Annotated in this window: 16 protein-coding genes; 7 read left to right on the forward strand and 9 right to left on the reverse strand. The window is 67.7% G+C overall.

What is annotated here, in order from left to right; all coding sequences use genetic code 11:
• Nucleotides 1-10: 10 nt before the first annotated feature.
• The 3 genes from thiO (at nucleotide 11) to speA (ending at nucleotide 3,601) form a co-directional block, all read left to right on the forward strand.
• On the forward strand, nucleotides 11-1,102 hold the full coding sequence (gene thiO, locus CL52_RS04075) for a glycine oxidase ThiO (RefSeq protein ID WP_043218689.1): 1,092 nt from the start codon (nucleotides 11-13) through the stop codon (nucleotides 1,100-1,102).
• Between the two features lie 104 nt (nucleotides 1,103-1,206).
• Nucleotides 1,207-1,578, forward strand: a complete 372-nt coding sequence (locus CL52_RS04080) for a translation initiation factor Sui1 (RefSeq protein ID WP_041104563.1) — start codon at nucleotides 1,207-1,209, stop codon at nucleotides 1,576-1,578.
• 109 nt (nucleotides 1,579-1,687) lie between these two features.
• Nucleotides 1,688-3,601 carry an arginine decarboxylase gene (gene speA / locus CL52_RS04085; RefSeq protein WP_041103857.1) on the forward strand — a complete coding sequence of 638 codons (1,914 nt, stop codon included), beginning with the start codon at nucleotides 1,688-1,690 and terminating at the stop codon, nucleotides 3,599-3,601.
• 29 nt (nucleotides 3,602-3,630) lie between these two features.
• On the opposite strand, the gene CL52_RS04090 is transcribed toward speA, so the two are convergent.
• The 3 genes from CL52_RS04090 to CL52_RS04100 all read right to left on the reverse strand — a co-directional run bounded on the left by CL52_RS04090 (nucleotide 3,631) and on the right by CL52_RS04100 (nucleotide 5,831).
• Entirely contained in the window at nucleotides 3,631-4,089 is a 459-nt protein-coding gene (locus tag CL52_RS04090) for a DUF2214 family protein (protein WP_041103859.1), read from the reverse strand.
• 1 nt (nucleotide 4,090) lies between these two features.
• On the reverse strand, nucleotides 4,091-5,470 hold the full coding sequence (locus tag CL52_RS04095; RefSeq protein ID WP_043218690.1) for an MATE family efflux transporter: 1,380 nt from the start codon (nucleotides 5,468-5,470) through the stop codon (nucleotides 4,091-4,093).
• A gap of 67 nt (nucleotides 5,471-5,537) precedes the next feature.
• Nucleotides 5,538-5,831, reverse strand: a complete 294-nt coding sequence (locus CL52_RS04100; protein WP_041103862.1) for a hypothetical protein — start codon at nucleotides 5,829-5,831, stop codon at nucleotides 5,538-5,540.
• A gap of 218 nt (nucleotides 5,832-6,049) precedes the next feature.
• Here CL52_RS04100 and CL52_RS04105 point away from each other — a divergent pair, with 218 nt between their 5' ends.
• Nucleotides 6,050-6,970 carry an SdiA-regulated domain-containing protein gene (locus CL52_RS04105; RefSeq protein WP_043218691.1) on the forward strand — a complete coding sequence of 307 codons (921 nt, stop codon included), beginning with the start codon at nucleotides 6,050-6,052 and terminating at the stop codon, nucleotides 6,968-6,970.
• Nucleotides 6,971-6,981: 11 nt separating this feature from the next.
• Here CL52_RS04105 and CL52_RS04110 read toward each other — a convergent pair whose 3' ends face one another.
• The 6 genes from CL52_RS04110 to cra form a co-directional block, all read right to left on the reverse strand.
• Nucleotides 6,982-7,431 carry a DMT family transporter gene (locus CL52_RS04110; RefSeq protein ID WP_043218694.1) on the reverse strand — a complete coding sequence of 150 codons (450 nt, stop codon included), beginning with the start codon at nucleotides 7,429-7,431 and terminating at the stop codon, nucleotides 6,982-6,984.
• A gap of 94 nt (nucleotides 7,432-7,525) precedes the next feature.
• On the reverse strand, nucleotides 7,526-8,083 hold the full coding sequence (locus tag CL52_RS04115) for a DUF4136 domain-containing protein (RefSeq protein WP_043218696.1): 558 nt from the start codon (nucleotides 8,081-8,083) through the stop codon (nucleotides 7,526-7,528).
• A 57-nt stretch (nucleotides 8,084-8,140) separates the two neighbouring features.
• Entirely contained in the window at nucleotides 8,141-8,770 is a 630-nt protein-coding gene (locus CL52_RS04120) for a DUF4136 domain-containing protein (protein WP_052264515.1), read from the reverse strand.
• Nucleotides 8,771-8,786: 16 nt separating this feature from the next.
• The gene (locus tag CL52_RS04125) at nucleotides 8,787-9,536 is read right to left on the reverse strand and encodes a methyltransferase domain-containing protein (RefSeq protein ID WP_043218698.1); all 750 of its coding nucleotides are present in this window, start codon (nucleotides 9,534-9,536) and stop codon (nucleotides 8,787-8,789) included.
• A complete protein-coding gene (locus CL52_RS04130) occupies nucleotides 9,533-9,838 on the reverse strand; it encodes a nucleotide pyrophosphohydrolase (RefSeq protein ID WP_043218700.1) in 306 nt (101 codons plus the stop codon). Before CL52_RS04130 ends, CL52_RS04125 begins: the two co-directional genes overlap by 4 nt.
• A 171-nt stretch (nucleotides 9,839-10,009) precedes the next feature.
• Nucleotides 10,010-10,999 (reverse strand): catabolite repressor/activator, encoded by a 990-nt coding sequence (gene cra / locus CL52_RS04135; RefSeq protein ID WP_043218701.1) that lies wholly within the window; start codon nucleotides 10,997-10,999, stop codon nucleotides 10,010-10,012.
• A gap of 230 nt (nucleotides 11,000-11,229) precedes the next feature.
• Between cra and ptsP the strand changes: the two genes are divergently transcribed.
• Genes ptsP through CL52_RS04150 form a run of 3 tightly spaced genes read left to right on the forward strand, consistent with a single transcriptional unit; the run spans nucleotide 11,230 to nucleotide 16,807 of the window.
• Nucleotides 11,230-14,112 carry a phosphoenolpyruvate--protein phosphotransferase gene (gene ptsP / locus CL52_RS04140; RefSeq protein WP_043218702.1) on the forward strand — a complete coding sequence of 961 codons (2,883 nt, stop codon included), beginning with the start codon at nucleotides 11,230-11,232 and terminating at the stop codon, nucleotides 14,110-14,112.
• Complete coding sequence (pfkB, locus tag CL52_RS04145; protein ID WP_043218704.1) at nucleotides 14,112-15,050, forward strand: 1-phosphofructokinase; 939 nt, start codon at nucleotides 14,112-14,114, stop codon at nucleotides 15,048-15,050. The genes ptsP and pfkB overlap by 1 nt, the downstream gene beginning before the upstream one ends.
• Nucleotides 15,051-15,067: 17 nt before the next feature.
• Nucleotides 15,068-16,807, forward strand: a complete 1,740-nt coding sequence (locus CL52_RS04150; protein ID WP_043218707.1) for a PTS fructose-like transporter subunit IIB — start codon at nucleotides 15,068-15,070, stop codon at nucleotides 16,805-16,807.
• Nucleotides 16,808-16,900 lie beyond the last annotated feature (93 nt).

Here is a 16,900-nt window from a genome sequence, read left to right on the forward strand (position 1 = left end):
GGGGGAAGAAATGCACAGCATTGTTGTCGGTGCCGGCGTTATCGGAATGCTATCGGCCTATCGTCTGGCCCAGGCAGGCTCTGATGTGCTGCTGCTCGATCAGGGCGGTACCGGGCGCGAAGCATCCTGGGCCGGTGGCGGCATCGTGTCGCCGTTGTATCCCTGGCGCTACAGCGAGGCGGTCACGGCGTTGGCGCACTGGTCGCAGGATTTCTATCCGCAGCTGGGCGAGCAGTTGCTGGCGCAGACTGGGGTTGACCCGCAGGTCTACCGGACGGGGCTGTACTGGCTTGACCTTGAGGATGAGGAACAGGCGCTTGCCTGGGCGCGCGAGCAGCGCCGCGATCTGCGTGCCGTAGCGATCGACGAGGTGCACCGCGCGGTTCCGTCGCTCCGGCCGGGGTTTGCGCGCGCGGTATACATGCCGGACGTCGCCAATGTGCGTAATCCGCGGCTGCTGCAGTCGCTGCGCGCTGCGCTGGCCGCACTGCCCAACGTGCGGATTGTCGAGAACTGCCGGGCCACCGGGTTCGTGCTGGATGGCAGCCGGGTAGTGGGAGTGCACACGAGCCAGGGCGAGCAGCGGGCCGATGAGGTTCTGGTCGCTGCCGGCGCGTGGAGCGCGGAACTGCTGGCCACGCTGGGGCTGCAGCTGCCGGTCAAGCCGATGAAGGGGCAGATGATCCTCTATAAATGTTCGGAGGACTTCCTGCCGAGCATGGTCCTGGCCAAGCGACGCTATGCGATCCCGCGCAAGGACGGTCATATCCTGGTCGGCAGCACGCTCGAGGACGTCGGCTTCGACAAGCAGCCCACGACCGATGCACTCGACAGCCTGAAGCGGACGGCCGAGGAGCTGTTGCCGGCACTGGCCGAGGCAGAGGTCGTCCGGCACTGGGCCGGGCTGCGGCCGGGTTCGCCCGATGGCGTTCCCTATATCGGTGCGGCGCCTGGTCATGCCGGTCTGTGGCTCAACTGTGGGCATTTCCGCAACGGGCTGGTGCTCGCACCGGCTTCCTGCCGGCTGCTGGTAGACCTGATGCAGGGGCGGGAACCGATCATCGACCCGGCGCCCTATGCTCCCGCTGCGCGGCTGGCTTGAGCGCGCAAGCGGCGCGCGACGCTGCGAGACAGGCTGCTTAGCTGGTAAATTTGCGCATCACGGCCCGCACTGGCGGGCCGCTGTCTTTCTGTGAGGTCAATTGCGTGGCGAAAAAAACCACCTCGCTGGCCGGCCTGGGCGGGCTGGTCTATTCGACCGATGCCGGGCGCCACTGCCCGGCCTGCGGCCAGCCGATCGATGCCTGCATCTGCAAGCAGGCGCAGCTGCCCGAGGGCGATGGCATCGCCCGTGTGCGCCGCGAAACCAAGGGGCGTGGGGGCAAGACGGTCACGACGGTGAGCGGTGTGCCGCTGGCCGAGGCCGAACTCAAGGAGCTGGCGAGCGCGCTCAAGCGTCGCTGCGGCACCGGAGGGGCACTCAAGGACGGCGTCATCGAGATTCAGGGCGATCACGTCCAACTGCTGCTCGACGAGCTCGGCAAACGTGGCTTCAAGGCGAAGAAGTCGGGCGGCTGATAGGCTTCGCCGTCACCACGGCTTTCGCGGATTCGCCTGTCGCGGCTGTCCAAATCGTTGAACTCGCGTCGCCAGCCGACGCTGCCGATTTTTCCTAGGGGAGGCCCAGATGCCTGTAAGACGTACGCGCAAAGACGACGGAAGCCAATGGACCGCAGCAGACAGCCGCAGCGTCTATGGCATACGTCACTGGGGCGCCGGCTACTTCGCGATCAACGACCAGGGCCGGGTCGAGGTACGGCCGCAGGGGCCCAAGGGCGAGCCGATCGAATTCTGCCGGCTGATCGAACAGCTGCGTGAGGCCGGCCTGTCGCTGCCGCTGCTGGTGCGCTTCCCGGACATCCTGCAGAACCGCGTGCGGCGGCTGACCGGTGCGTTCGATGCGAACATCGAGCGCCTCGAATACGCCGGTCGGTACACCGCGCTGTATCCGATCAAGGTCAACCAGCAGGAAGCGGTGATCGAAAACATCATTGCCACGCAGAATGTTTCGATTGGCCTGGAAGCCGGTTCCAAGCCCGAGCTGATGGCAGTGCTGGCACTGGCGCCGAAGGGCGGCACCATCGTCTGCAACGGCTACAAGGATCGCGAGTTCATCCGCCTGGCGCTGATGGGGCAGAAGCTCGGGCACAGCGTGTTCATCGTCATCGAGAAAGAGTCCGAGGTGGACCTTGTGATCGAGGAAGCCGCCGAGCTGAAGCTCATGCCGCAGGTCGGCCTGCGTGTACGCCTGTCCTCGCTGGCATCGTCGAAGTGGGCCGATACCGGCGGCGAACGCTCCAAGTTCGGCCTCTCTGCGGCGCAGCTGCTCTCGGTGATCGAGCGTTTCCGAGCGGCGGGCGTGGATCAGGGCATTCGCCTGCTGCACTTCCACATGGGCTCGCAGATCGCCAATCTCGCCGACTACCGGCAGGGCTTCCGCGAGGCGATCCGCTACTACGCCGAGCTGCGCGCGCTGGGCTTGCCGGTCGAGTACATCGATGTCGGCGGCGGCCTTGGGGTGGACTACGACGGCACCCATTCGCGCAACGCCAGCTCGATCAACTACGACATCGACGAGTACGCCGGCACCGTGGTTGGCATGCTCAAGGAATTCTGCGACCGCCAGGGGCTGCCGCATCCGAACATCTTCTCCGAGAGCGGCCGGGCGATGACCGCGCACCACGCCGTGCTGGTAATGCAGGTCACCGACATCGAGCGCCACAACGACGAGGTGCCGGAGGTCGGCAACTACGACGAACTGCCGGATATCGTGCAGTCGCTGGTCGATCTGCTCGGCCCGACCGACCCGGAAATGGTCACCGAAACCTACTGGCGGGCCACGCACTACCTGAGCGAGGCCGGCGCGCAGTACGCCTCCGGGCGGCTGACGCTGGCGCAGAAGGCGCTTGCCGAGCAGAGCTACTTCGCCATCTGCCGTCGCTTGTACAACCAGCTCAAGGCGCGCCAGCGCTCGCATCGTGCGGTGCTGGACGAGCTCAACGACAAACTGGCCGACAAATACATCTGCAACTTCTCGGTGTTTCAGAGCCTGCCCGACACCTGGGCGATCGACCAGATCCTGCCTATCGTGCCGCTGCAGCGTCTGGACGAAGAGCCGGTGCGGCGCGCCGTGCTGCAGGACCTCACCTGCGATTCGGACGGCAAGATCAAGCAGTACGTCGACGAGCAGAGTATCGAGAGCAGCATGCCGGTCCACGAAGTGCGGCCTGGCGAGGAGTACTTCCTTGGCGTGTTCCTCGTCGGCGCCTATCAGGAAATCCTCGGCGACATGCACAACCTGTTTGGCGACACCGATTCGGTGAACGTCTACCAGCGCGAGGATGGCAGCTACTACCACGCCGGGATCGAGACCCACGACACCATCGAGGACATGCTGCGCTACGTCCATCTCTCGCCGGAAGAGCTGATGACCTACTACCGCGACAAGGTGGCCAGTGCCCGGCTCAGCGCCAAGGAGCGGACCCAGTACATCGACGCGTTACGGCTGGGCTTGACCCGCTCGTCGTACCTGACGCCCTGAGCGGCCAGGGCCGGGTGTGCTGGCCGCGATCATTCGGCCAGCACACCGAAGCCGCGTGTCATCAATACCGCCAGCAGCGGGATGAACAGCAACGCCAGCAGCTCGAGGCGAATCACCAGGCGTACCCAGCGGCCCGTCGCCGGGCTGACCTGCGGGGCGTGCCCGGCCTGCAAGGCCGGCCGCCAGCGCAGAAAGGTGACGGTCGGATAGATCGACAGCAGTGCGACGCCGACGAACAGGCCGATCTTGGCGTGGAACAGGCTGTTGTTCAGGTAATAGGCCAGGCCCTTGCCATAAAAGATCGCCCGCGCGGCGCCGGTCAGCAGCACCAGCCCGGCGGCGATGCCGAACAGGATGTCGGTGCGAAACAGGCTGCGCGCGCGCTCCAGCGTGATCGGCTGGCGGAACAACTGGTGTTCCAGCAGCAGCAGGCCGAACAACAGAAAGAGGCTGAGAAAGTGCAGATAGGCTGCGATGGCGTAGGCCATTTCAGTGTCCTGTAACGGTTTTTCCGGGTGACGATGGGCATGTGCCTGGGAACCAGGCGCCCGATTGTTGCAGACGGAACGCTACCGTGCCGAGAAAGATCCCGCGCAGCAACATGAAAGCGAGAAACGCCAGCCAAAGCCCATGGTTGCCCAGGCCCTGCAGCCACCAGCCCAGCGGCAGCGCCACGGCCACGGCCAGCAGCATGCTGTCGCGCATTTCGCGGGCACGGGTGGCGCCGATGAACAGCCCGTCGAGCAGATAGCTCCACACTGCGATCAGGGGCAGGGCGGCGAGGTAGGGCAGGAATTGCAGTGCGAGCTGGCGTACCTCGGCGATGTCGGTCTGCAAACGGATGAACCAGCCGCCGGCGAAGAGAAAGAACAGTCCGAAGGCGAGGCTCGCCAGCACCGACCAGCCGCACGCCACCACCATGATCCGGCGCAGCTGCAGTGGCGCGCGCGCGCCGATCGCGTGACCGCTGAGTGCCTCGACCGCATGTGCCAACCCGTCCAAGGCGTGCGCCGTCAGCAGCAGACCATTGAGCAGCAGGGCGTTGGCGGCAACCGTGGCATCGCCCAGCCGGGTGCCTTGCACCGTGACCAGAAAGAACACCAGCTGCAGCGCCAGCGAGCGCAGGAAGATATCGCGGTTGACCGCCAGTAGCGGTCGCCAGCTCGACCAGCATCGTAGCGCCGCACGATCGATGCGGCCCGGATGCCGTGCCAGCACCCGCCGTGCCAGCAGCAGGCCCAGCAGGGCGCCGCTCCATTCGGCGATCACCGAGGCGCGCGCGGCGCCGGCCACGCCCCATTCCAGGCCGAGCACGAACCAGAGATCGAGCACGACGTTTGTCAGGTTGGTTGTCAGCAGGATTGCCAGCGGCGCCCGGGCGTTCTGCGCGCCGAGCAGCCAGCCGATCAGGGCGTAGCTGGCCAGTGCTGCCGGCAGGCCCAGCAAGCGGGTATGGAAATATTCGCGGGTCAGATCGTCGAGCGCCGTGGATGGCTGCATCAGCTGCAGTGCCCAGGACTTGAGCGGGATGGCCGCGAGGGCTAGCGCCAGCCCGCAAAGCAGAGCCAGCAGCAACCCTTGCAGGAGCACCTGGCGCAGTGCGCCGCCGTCACCGCGGCCGCTGGCCTGGGCCGCGAAGCCGGTGGTGCCCATGCGCAGGAAGCCCATTACCCAGACCATCAGCGTGTACAGGCTGCTGCCGACCGCCACCGCACCCAGCTGGTGGGCATGCGGCAGATGGCCGATCACCGCGCTGTCGACCAGCGCCACCAGCGGCACGGAGAGGTTCGACAGAATCATCGGGGCGGCCAGCGCCCATACCCGGTGATGAGTGGGGGCGTGGCGCCAGGCAGCGAGCATGCGGTTCATCGCGGTCTCCAGTCAGCCGGCTACTATACGGCCGCCGGCGCCGCGATTCAGCCCTGCCGGCCCCGTCTCAGTGGATCAGCCAACTCAGTAGCCAAAGGCCGAGAAACAGCCAGATCAGACCGGAGATGAACGAGCGGCGCACAAAGGCACTGACGGCCGCCGCCAAGAGCATCAGGCCCAGCACCAGCGCCGCCAGGCTGAGCAGCGAGCGGTCCATGCCCAGGGTGCGGGACAGCCCCTCGAGGAACTCGTGGCCGGCGTTGGCGAAAAATGCGAAGAATCCGCTGAGCGCCTCGACCACGTAGCGAATCAGAGTACCGATCGCCTGCCCCAGCCATTCGAAAACGCCTTCTACCCGCATCTTGCTCTCCCTGGACGATCGCGACGCTGCAGCGCAGCGCCATTCGTCACTTTGGCTACGGCGGTGCAGGCGAGTTCCGTCACGTCGGGGGAACCCGCCTTGCCTGACGGGGTCCGTACTCGGCTTGGCCATGCGTGTCGCTCTCGGGACGTCTTGCCTGCGTCATCCAAATGCAACTGCCGACAGGCAGGCTGCAAGACCGAACCGGAGAGCGAACGATGAAGGCGATTGCACGCTTGCGCGAACATGCGGGCCGAAAATTCTGGCTGGGCGGCCTCCTGCTGTGTCTCCTGTTTGCCGCCGGCCAGGTGCACCTTGACGAGCGACTGCTGTATTCGCTCCGCACGGCGCTCAACGAGTCGAGCTGGGAGCATCGCAGCCTGTGGCTGCCGGAGTACCGGGTGCGCATCGACGCCCAGCCGGTCGCCACGGTGAAAGACAACCTCTCGGGGCTGACCTGGGATGAGCGCCGGGGGCATCTCTGGGCGGTGGTGAACTCGCCCTCCGAACTGCTGGCGATCGACCGCGAGGGTGGCTTCATCGCGCGCTACCCGCTGCAGGGCTTCGAGGATGTCGAGGCGGTGACCTATCTGGGCGACGACCTGCTGCTGGTGGCTGAAGAACGCCGTCAGGCGCTGGTGATGATGCCCGTACCGCAGCAGGCAGGCCGCTTGCGGCGCGCCGATTATCCTTCGCTGACCCTTGCCCTGCACGCGGACGAAAACAGCGGCTTCGAGGGCGTCGGTTACGACCGTGCCGGCAACCGCCTGTTCGTGGTAAAGGAACACTCGCCGCGCAAGCTGTACGAGATTCGCGGCCTGCGGGCCGCGCTCGCTGGCGACATGCGCCTGGAGATCATCGATCGCCAGGCCTGGATCGAGGACAAGGACATGGCAAGTGACCTGGCTTCGGTGCACTTCGACGAGCGCACCGGCCATCTGGTCTTGCTCAGCGACGAGGCGCGCATGCTGCTGGAACTCGACGGCAACGGCGAGATGGTCAGCTTCCGCTCGCTGTGGTCTGGCTTTGCCGGTCTCGAGGATAGCGTTCCGCAGGGCGAAGGCCTGACCCTGGACGCGCGTGGCGACCTCTATCTCGTCAGCGAACCGAACCTGCTCTATGCCTTCGAGCGCCGCTGACGGCGCCGCTTTCAGCCGCGCTGGATCAGCCAGACGCCGCCGACGATCAGCGTCAGTCCGGCCAGCTTGCCCAGGCTGACCGGCGCCTGGCGAAAACCCGCCCAGCCGAAGTGATCGAGCATCAGCGCCATGGCCAGTTGCCCGGCCAGCACCAGCACCATGAACAGCAGGGCGCCGGTCCGGGGTGCGGCGAAGGCGGCGGTAGCGATGAAGAAAGCGCCCAGCAGGCCGCCGCTCAGGTGCCACCAGTTAAGGTTGCGGAAGGCCTCGGTACTGGGCAGCGCTCGCTGCGCCAGGACGATGCAGAGCAGCGCCAGGGTGCCGACGGCGAACGACACCAGTGCCGCGCTCAGGGCGCTGCCGAGCTGGCGGGCCATCTGGCCATTGATGCCGGCCTGCAGCGGCAGAAATGCCCCGGCAATGAAGGGTAGGGTGAGCAGCCACCAGGCGACGGTGGGCATGGGCGCCTCCAGGGAACGATCGATGGGGCGCGGATTATCCTCGCCGCTGCCAGCCAAGGCTACCGGCAGCCGGCAGGGCCTCGCGCCGATCGGCTCAGGGGCGCGGCGGATACTGCGAGAGCACCCGTGCCACGGCCTGGCGGATCATGCCGGCGCGCTCCTCGGGGCCGCTGACCCGGCGCAGGATGTCCTCGCTGCTGGCACGCCAGACAAGTTTGCCGTCGCGGGCGTCGAACAGGTCGATCTGCAGCGTGGCGACCTGATAGTCCACGGTGCGGCTATCGGCGTAGGTCGGCCCCCAGTAGCCTGGCCAGTAACCGGCCCAGGCCCCGCCGGACAGGGTGGTGTAGGTCTGGGTACGCTGGTCGACGATGTACCAGGCCTGCACCAGCAGCCCGGCACCTGCCGCGTCGCGTGCCGGCCGCAGGCCGCGCTGGTCGAGCTGCTCGGCGATGGCGTTACGGATGCGTTGCTCGGTCAGGTCGCTCTTCAGGTGCGGATCGTCCGGGCGGTACTGCACGGCCGGTTCCTTCCAGCTCCAGTTGCGATAGCCGGCGAAATCCCGGCTGGGGTCGAAGTCGCGCTGCAGCTGGGCGGTCTGGCACGCGGCCAGGGCCAGCAGCAGCGGTATCAGAACGAGGTGGCGCAGCATGAGCGATCTCCGACGATAGCGGCCAACGGCCTTGAGGGGTGAGCGCCGGCCTGGGCATCAGCGCGGCGGGTAATCTTCCAGGGCCTGGGCGATGGCCCGGCGCAAGGCGTCGGCCCGCTCGCCGCGGTCATCGCTCACGCGTGCCTCGGCCCGGTTGCTCCAGACCCGACTCCCGAGCGCCGGGTCGAACAGTTCGATCTGCACCACCAGCACCTCTTCTTCGTAGCTGCGCACCAGCGGAACGCTGCCCCAGGCGCCATAGGCACGATCGTAGGGGCCGCGCCCGTAATAGCCGCCATAGTCGTCGTAGACCTGACGGATGCGCCGCTCGTTGCGTACCCCCACGCTCACCTCGACATCGGCCTTCTGCTGCGCAGGGGCCGGTCGCAGGCCATGCTGGTCGAGAGCGCCAGCGACCATCTCCTGCACTTGTTCCGGGCTGATGACGCCGGAGCCGGCCGGCAGGGCCTGCCAGCGCCAGCTGCGGTAGGCGGAAAAGTCCAGCGGCGCCGCGGGGTAGGCGGCGGGGTCGAGCGCCCGCTCGCTGGAGGCTGCTGGTGCAGGCGGCAGCGGCGTGGAGTCGGCGGTGTATGGATTGCGCGCGGCACACGCGGCCAGGCCCAACAAGCCGAGCAACACGCTCAACGCGCGCGCGCCGCTGCACAGGGTTCTCGCGGCTGGCGCCATGGTTTCCTCCTCGCCCTCAACGGGGCCGGCACAGCCAGTGCAGGTAGCGGCCCAGGCCCTGGAAGGTGGGATGGCGTCGATAGGCCAGTTCCATCTCCAGCAGCTCGCCAAGCTCGGTACGCGCCTGGAAATCGCTCGGCATGTAGTCATGGAAGACGCGCACGCCGCTAGTCCGTTCGACCACGAAATACTCGGCCAGTTGTGCCGCCAGCTCGCGCGGGTCCAGCGGCTGCTGCGGCGTCAGGCTCTGCCGCTCACCGGCGAACGACTGCGTACGCAGCTTCTTGAAATGCCCCTTCAGCAGATTGCGGTAGATCAGCGCATCGCGGTTGTAGAACGCCAGTGACAGCCAGCCATCGGCGTCCAGCAGGCCATGCAGCACCGGCAGGATCGCTGCCGGCTCGGCCAGCCACTCGAGCACCGCGTGGCAGATCACCAGATCATAGGTCTGCTCCCCGGCGCTCGCCAGCTGCTGCCAGCTGGCCTGGATGAAGCGCGCCTCGAGCCCGGCGGCGGCGAAGCGCTCGCGGGCGCCGTCGAGCATCGGGGCGGCGGGTTCGGCGAGCGTGATCTCGTGGCCCTGCTGCGCCAGCCAGAGGCTCATGTGACCAAGGCCGGCGCCCACGTCGAGTACGCGCAGCGGCCGTGGCGGCAGGATTTCGGCCAGGTCGGCCTGCAGCACTGCCAGGCGGATCGCGCCCTTGGCGCCGCCGTAGATCTTTTCGGCGAAGCGTGCCGCCAACGCATCGAAGTGGCGGTCGCTCATCGGGCAAACCGCCGTTCGTTGTCGGCCAGCTTGTCCAGCAGCGCCTGCTCCATGTCGATGCCCAGTTCGCTGCACATCAGCAGCAGGTACATGAGGATGTCGCCGACCTCCTGGCCGGCATGGGCGAGGGCGTCGGCCGGCAGCTGCCGCGATTCGTCCTCGCTGCGCCACTGGAAGATTTCCACCAGCTCGGCCATTTCCACGCTGGCGGCCATGGCAAGGTTCTTGGGGCTGTGAAAGCGCCGCCAGTCGTTGCGATCGCGGATCGCATGCAGGCGCTGGATGATCTGTTCGATGTTCATTGCAAGGGTGGGTTCGTTCTAGGGGGGCTGGGCTATCAGGCCGCCGGGTTAACGGTCTGCCTATAGTGGCAGAACCTGTAGAAGCGAGCTTGCTCGCGAACGCCGCCAGGCCCGGCCTTGCCTGCGAGATCTGCGCAGGCAAGGTGCCGATTCGGGGCTTGGTGGCGCGCGTCAGAGCCGGCGAATCTTCAGTTCGCGGGCGATGGCGATCACGCCGGGCCGATAGTCGTGCTGTTCGATCGCGCGAATCGCCTGTTCCAGCGCCTGTTCGGCGATCTGCGCGTGCTGCTGGGAGATCGCGTTGACCCGGATCGGCAGGAAATCCAGGAGCTGCGCATCGCCGAAGGTGCCCAGCCGCAGCTGTTCGGGCCAGAGCAGGTCGCGCTCACGCAGCGCATCGAAGACACCCTCGAGCAGCACATAGGCCGTGGTGACCAGCGCATCGGGCAGCGCGCCGCGGTCGAGCAGGGCGAGCATCTGTTCGCGGCCGCAGGCGCGGCTGAACTGCTCGGCCCGCAGGATGCTGACCGGCCCGCGGTGCTGCGCCAGTGCTTGCTGGAAACCTTCCTCGCGCTGCTGGCTGATGCGCAGCGCCGGGCGCGCGCTGATCAGGGCGACATGCGCCTCGGGCGGCACGTCCAGCGAGCGGGTCAGCTGCGCGCCGGCTTCGCGGTCGTCGCTGACCACCGAACAGAAGTGCTCGGCATCCAGCGCACGGTCCAGCGCGATCACCGGCGTGCCGGCCGCCTGGACCTTGCGGTACCCGGCATCGTCCGCTGCCAGGCTGCTGGCGACGATCAGCGCATCGCAGCGCCGCGAGCGCAGCAGTTGCATCACCTGGCGCTCGGTAGCCGGCTCATCGTCGGAGCTGGCGATCAGCAACTGGTAGCCGCGCTGGCGGGCACGCTGCTCGAGCAGCTTGGCCAGACGTGCGTAGCTGGGGTTTTCCAGGTCCGGGACGATGAAGCCGAGCGTGCGCGACTGGCCGCGGCGCAGCCCGGCGGCCTGCTGGTCGAGCTGGAAGCCCTGCTGCTCGGCCACCGCCAGCACACGCTCGACGGTGGCCGGGCTGATTCGCCGCTGCTGCGCCTTGCCGTTGAGCACATAGCTGGCGGTGGTTACCGAAACGTTGGCGAGGCGGGCGAGGTCGGTCAGTTTCAACGAAAAAATCCTGCTGGAACGTGCGCTCGCACCTGGGCGCGGCGGCGCAGTGATGGCCCTGACCAAGACGGATGGTCGGCCTCCGGGCTTCTAGAGTTACGCAAAGTTGCGTAATGTGCCAGCCTTTGCTGAAACGTTTCAGCAGTAATTCAGTCACAGCCCACAGTCGGTGCAATAGCTGATGTCGCCGGCGGGATAAGAACAATCGCGTGCCCGCAAGGAGTGTTTCCATGCTTGAACTCAATGCCCAGCACATCCACATGCAACAGGCCGCCGTCGACAAGAACGCAGCGCTGGCGCTGCTGGCCGAGGTGCTGGTCGCCGACGGGCTGGTGGCGCCCGGTTACCTGGACGTCTTGCGCGCACGTGAAGCCCAGGGCTCGACCTTTCTCGGCCAGGGCATCGCGATCCCCCATGGCACCCCGGAAACCCGCGATCAGGTGTTCACCACGGGCGTGCGGCTGCTGCATTTTCCGGAGGGCGTCGACTGGGGCAACGGCCAGCAGGTCCACCTCGCCATCGGCATCGCCGCGCGCTCCGACGAGCATCTGCGTCTGCTGCAGCTGCTGACCCGCGCCCTCGGTGAGGGCGACCTCAGTGAGGCGCTGCAGAGCGCCGAAAGCCCCGAGGCGATCATCGCCCTACTGCAGGGGGCGCCGCAGGAACTGGCGCTCGATGGCGAACTGGTGGGGCTGGGCGTTGCCGCCGAGGACTTCGATGAGCTGGCCTGGCAGGGCGTCAAGCTGCTCAAGCGCGCCGAGTGCGTGGTCTCCGGCTTCAATGCCGGGCTCGCGCTCGACCAGGCCTTGCCGCTCGGTGAGGGCCTCTGGTGGTTGAGCAGCGAGCAGTCGGTGCAGCGACCGGGGCTGGCGTTCGTCACACCCGCCGCGTCGCTGGATCATCACGGCCAGCCGCTCAACGGCCTGTTCGTGCTGGCCAGCCTCGGCGAAGCACACCGGGCGATGCTCGAGCGCCTGTGCAACCTGCTGATCGAGGGGCGCGGCGCGGAGCTGAGCCAGGCGACCTCCAGTCGCACAGTGCTCGAAGCACTGGGCGGCGACGTGCCGGCGGACTGGCCGAGCGCCCGCGTGCCGCTGGCCAATGCCCACGGCCTGCACGCACGCCCGGCCAAGGTGCTGACCGAGGTCGCACAGGCTTTCGCCGGCGAGATCCGCGTGCGCCTGGCCGGCAGCCAGAGCGCGGGGGTGTCGGCCAAGAGCCTGAGCAAGCTGCTGGCGATGGGCTCGCATCGTGGGCAGGTGCTGGAGTTCATCGCCGAGCCCTCGATCGCCAATGATGCGCTGCCGGCATTGGTGCGCGCGGTGGAAGAAGGGCTGGGCGAGGAAATCGAGCCGCTGCCAGCCGGCGGTGAGTCGGCGGAGCAGCCAGCTGCCACCGTGCAACTGAATGAAGGCGCCCAGGACGTGCCCGCCCTGCGGGCCGGCGAGCAGGTTATCGGCATCGCCGCCTCGCCCGGCATCGCCATCGGCCCGGTGCTGGTGCGCAAGCCGCAGGCGATCGACTATCCGCGGCGCGGCGAATCGCCCGCCGTCGAGCTGCAGCGGCTCGACGCGGCGCTGGACAAGGTGTTCGGCGAAATCGGCACGCTGATCGCGCAGAGCCAGGTCGCCAGCATCCGCGACATCTTCACCACCCACCAGGCCATGCTCAGGGATCCCGCCCTGCGCGAAGAGGTGCAGGTGCGCCTGCAGAAAGGCCTCAGCGCCGAAGCGGCCTGGATGGAGGAAATCGAAAGCGCGGCGCAGCAGCAGGAGGCGCTGCATGACCAGCTGCTCGCCGAGCGTGCGGCCGACCTGCGCGACGTGGGCCGCCGCGTGCTGGCCTGCCTGGCCGGTGTCGAAGCCGAGCAGGCCCCGGATGAGCCCTACATTCTGGTGATGGACGAGGTGGCGCCGTCGGACGTCGCCACCCTCAATGCCCAGCGCGTCGCCGGTATTCTCACTGCCGGCGGCGGCGCCACCTCGCACAGCGCCATCATTGCCCGGGCGTTGGGTATTCCGGCCATCGTCGGCGCCGGGCCCGGTGTGCTCGGCCTGGCGCCCAACACCCTGCTGCTGCTCGATGGCGAGCGCGGCGAGCTGCTGGTGGCGCCGAGCGATACGCAGCTCGAACAGGCCCGGGGCGAGCGCGCCGCGCGGGAGGAACGCAAGCGCCTGGCCCATGAGCGACGTCTGGAGCCGGCGATCACCCGTGACGGCCATCCGGTGGAGATCGCTGCCAACATCGGCGCCGCCGGCGAGACGCCCGAGGCGGTGGCGCTCGGTGCCGAGGGCATCGGCCTGCTGCGCACCGAGCTGGTGTTCATGAACCACGCTCAGGCGCCGGATCAGGCGACTCAGGAAGCCGAATACCGCCGTGTGCTGGAAGCCCTCGAAGGCCGGCCCCTGGTGGTGCGCACGCTCGACGTCGGCGGCGACAAGCCGCTGCCGTACTGGCCGATGCCGGCCGAGGAGAACCCCTTCCTCGGCGTGCGCGGCATTCGCCTGAGCCTGCAACGCCCGGACATTCTCGAAACCCAGCTGCGTGCCTTGCTGGCATCCGCCGACGGCCGGCCGCTGCGGATCATGTTTCCCATGGTCGGCAATATCGAGGAATGGCGCACCGCCAAGGCGCTGGTCGATCGCCTGCGCGTCGAACTGCCGGTGGCCGACCTGCAGGTGGGCATCATGATCGAGATCCCGTCCGCCGCGCTGATCGCGCCGGTGCTGGCGCAGGAAGTCGATTTCTTCAGCATCGGTACCAACGATCTGACCCAGTACACGCTGGCCATCGACCGTGGCCACCCGACGCTGTCCGGCCAGGCCGATGGCCTGCACCCGGCCGTGTTGCGCCTGATCGGCATGACGGTGGAAGCCGCCCATGCGCAGGGCAAATGGGTCGGCGTCTGCGGCGAGCTGGCCGCCGATGCGCTGGCTATACCCATGCTGGTGGGGCTGGGCGTTGACGAGTTGAGTGTGTCGGCGCGCAGCATCGCGCTGGTCAAGGCGCGGGTGCGCGAGCTGGACTTCGTCGCCTGTCAGAGGCTGGCTCAGCAGGCCCTGATGTTGCCCGGCGCCCATGAAGTGCGCGCCTTCGTCGGGGAGCATTGCTGATGGCGCGCGTACTGACCGTCACCCTCAATCCTGCACTGGATCTCACCGTGCAGCTGCCCGCGCTGCGCCTGGGCGAAGTCAATCGCAGCGACAACCTGCAGGTGCATGCCGCGGGCAAGGGGCTCAACGTCGCCCAGGTCCTGGCCGATCTCGGCCATCAGCTGACCGTGACCGGCTTTCTCGGCGAAGCCAATGCGCAGCCTTTCGAGCAGCTGTTTGCCGCGCGGGGCTTTGCCGACGAATTCGTCCGCGTGGCGGGCGAGACCCGCAGCAACATCAAGCTGGCCGAGGCGGATGGGCGGATTACCGATATCAATGGCCCGGGGCTGGAGGTCGGTGCCGCCCAGCGCGACGAGCTCCTAGCCCGCCTCGAGCGCCTGGTGCCTGGCCATGAGCTGGTCGTGGTGGCCGGCAGCCTGCCGCGTGGCGTCGACAGCCACTGGTTCGTGGAGATGCTGAACACGCTCAAAGCGCTCCGTGCACGGTTGGCGTTGGACACCAGCGGTGCGGCGCTGCGCGAGGGGCTGGCGGCCAAGCCCTGGCTGGTCAAGCCCAATGAAGAGGAACTGGCCGAGGCGCGTGGCCGCCAGCTGGTCGATCCGCAGGTCCTTGGCCGCGAAGCCTGGCGGCTGCAGGTCGAGGGCATCGAGCACGTCGTGGTGTCGCAGGGCGCCGCCGGGGTCAGCTGGTTTTCGCCGACTGCCGCCTGGCATGCCCAGCCGCCGAAGGTGCGGGTGGTCAGCACCGTGGGCGCGGGGGATTCGCTGCTGGCCGGCATGCTCCACGGCTTGCTGGCGGGGTGGCCGGCCGAGCGCACCCTGGCGCATGCCACGGCGATTGCGGCTCAGGCCGTCGGGCAGGTTGGCTTCGGTATCACTGATCGGGCGCAACTCGCCGAGCTTGAAGCGGCCGTGCGGCTGCAGCCGCTCAGCCAATAATTACAAGAGGTGAAGGAATGAATCTGCTCATCATCACGGCCTGCCCCAACGGAATGGTCACCAGCGTGCTGACCTCGCGCCTGCTCGAAGCCGCGGCCCAGCGCCTGGGCTGGTCGACCGCCGTGGAGGTTCACGATCCCAAGGCCATTGGCTCGCCGCTCACGCCGGCACAGATCGCCAACGCCGACCTGGTCGTGGTGGTCAAGACCGGGCCACTGTCGCTGCAACGTTTCGTCGGCAAGCGCGTGGTGCAATCGACGCCGTCCGAAGCCTTGCTCGACCCGGAGGGCTTTCTGCGCAGCGCCGCTGAGACGGCGACCGAACTGCAGCAGATTGATGACGCCGACGCCGCGCCAGCTGGCGGTAAACCCAAGCTGGTGGCTATCACCGCCTGCCCGACCGGTGTCGCGCATACCTTCATGGCGGCCGAGGCCCTGCAGCAGGCGGCGGTGCGCAAAGGCTACGACCTGCAGGTGGAGACGCGCGGCTCGGTGGGCGCGCGCAATGTGCTCGACCCCCAGGCCATCGAGGCGGCCGACGCGGTGCTGCTGGCGACCGATATCGAGGTGGATGTCGCCCGTTTCGCCGGCAAGCGCGTGTTCCGCTGCGGCACCGGTGTCGCGTTGAAGCAACCGGAGGCGACGCTGGATCGCGCGCTGCAGGAGGCGGCCGTGCTCGGCGGTGGCGCTACGGCAGGCGCCGTGGCAGGGGAGCAGAAGGCGGAGAAGACCGGTGTCTACAAGCACCTGCTGACCGGGGTGTCCTACATGCTGCCGATGGTGGTGGCGGGCGGTCTGCTGATCGCCCTGTCGTTCGTCTTCGGCATCGAGGCGTTCAAGGAGGAGGGCACGCTGGCCGCTGCCTTGATGAAGATCGGCGGCGAAACCGCCTTCCAGCTGATGGTGCCGCTGCTGGCCGGCTACATCGCCTATTCCATCGCCGACCGCCCGGGCCTGGCGCCCGGCATGATCGGCGGCTTGCTGGCCGGCACACTCGGCGCGGGCTTCATTGGCGGCATCATCGCCGGTTTCGTCGCCGGCTATGCGGCCAAGGCGGTGAGTCGCTGGATTCCACTGCCGGCCAGCATCGAGTCGCTCAAGCCGATCCTGATCATTCCGCTGCTGGCCAGCCTGGTGACGGGCCTGGTGATGATCTACATCGTCGGCACGCCGGTGGCGAAGCTGCTCGCCGGGCTCACCGAATTCCTCGACACCATGGGCACCTCCAACGCGATCCTGCTCGGGCTGCTGCTGGGCACCATGATGTGCGTCGATCTCGGCGGGCCGGTGAACAAGGCGGCCTATGCCTTCTCCGTCGGGCTGCTCGCCTCGCAAAGCTACGCGCCGATGGCCGCGACCATGGCCGCCGGCATGGTGCCGCCGATCGGCATGGGCATCGCCACGCTGATCGCCCGGCGCAAGTTCGCCCAGACCGAGCGCGAAGCCGGCAAGGCCGCGCTGGTGCTGGGGTGCTGCTTCATCTCCGAGGGCGCGATTCCCTTCGCTGCCAAGGACCCGCTGCGGGTGATTCCTGCCAGCATCGCCGGCGGTGCGCTGACCGGCGCGCTGTCCATGGCGTTCGGTGCCAAGCTGCTGGCGCCCCATGGCGGGCTGTTCGTGCTGCTGATCCCCAACGCGATCAACCATGCCTTGCTCTACCTGGTCGCGATCCTGGCCGGGAGCCTGCTGACCGGGGTGGTCTATGCACTGATCAAACAGTCCGAGACACAGCCGCTCTCGGTCGGCGCCGCACCCTGAGCGGTGCGCTGCAAGGGCTGAACTAAACGGCCTGCCGCCGTATCCACTGAATGCCGGGGGAGGCTTTGTGTCAGAACGTTTCGCTCCCGGATT

This window comes from Stutzerimonas balearica DSM 6083 (assembly GCF_000818015.1).
Classification (GTDB): domain Bacteria; phylum Pseudomonadota; class Gammaproteobacteria; order Pseudomonadales; family Pseudomonadaceae; genus Stutzerimonas; species Stutzerimonas balearica.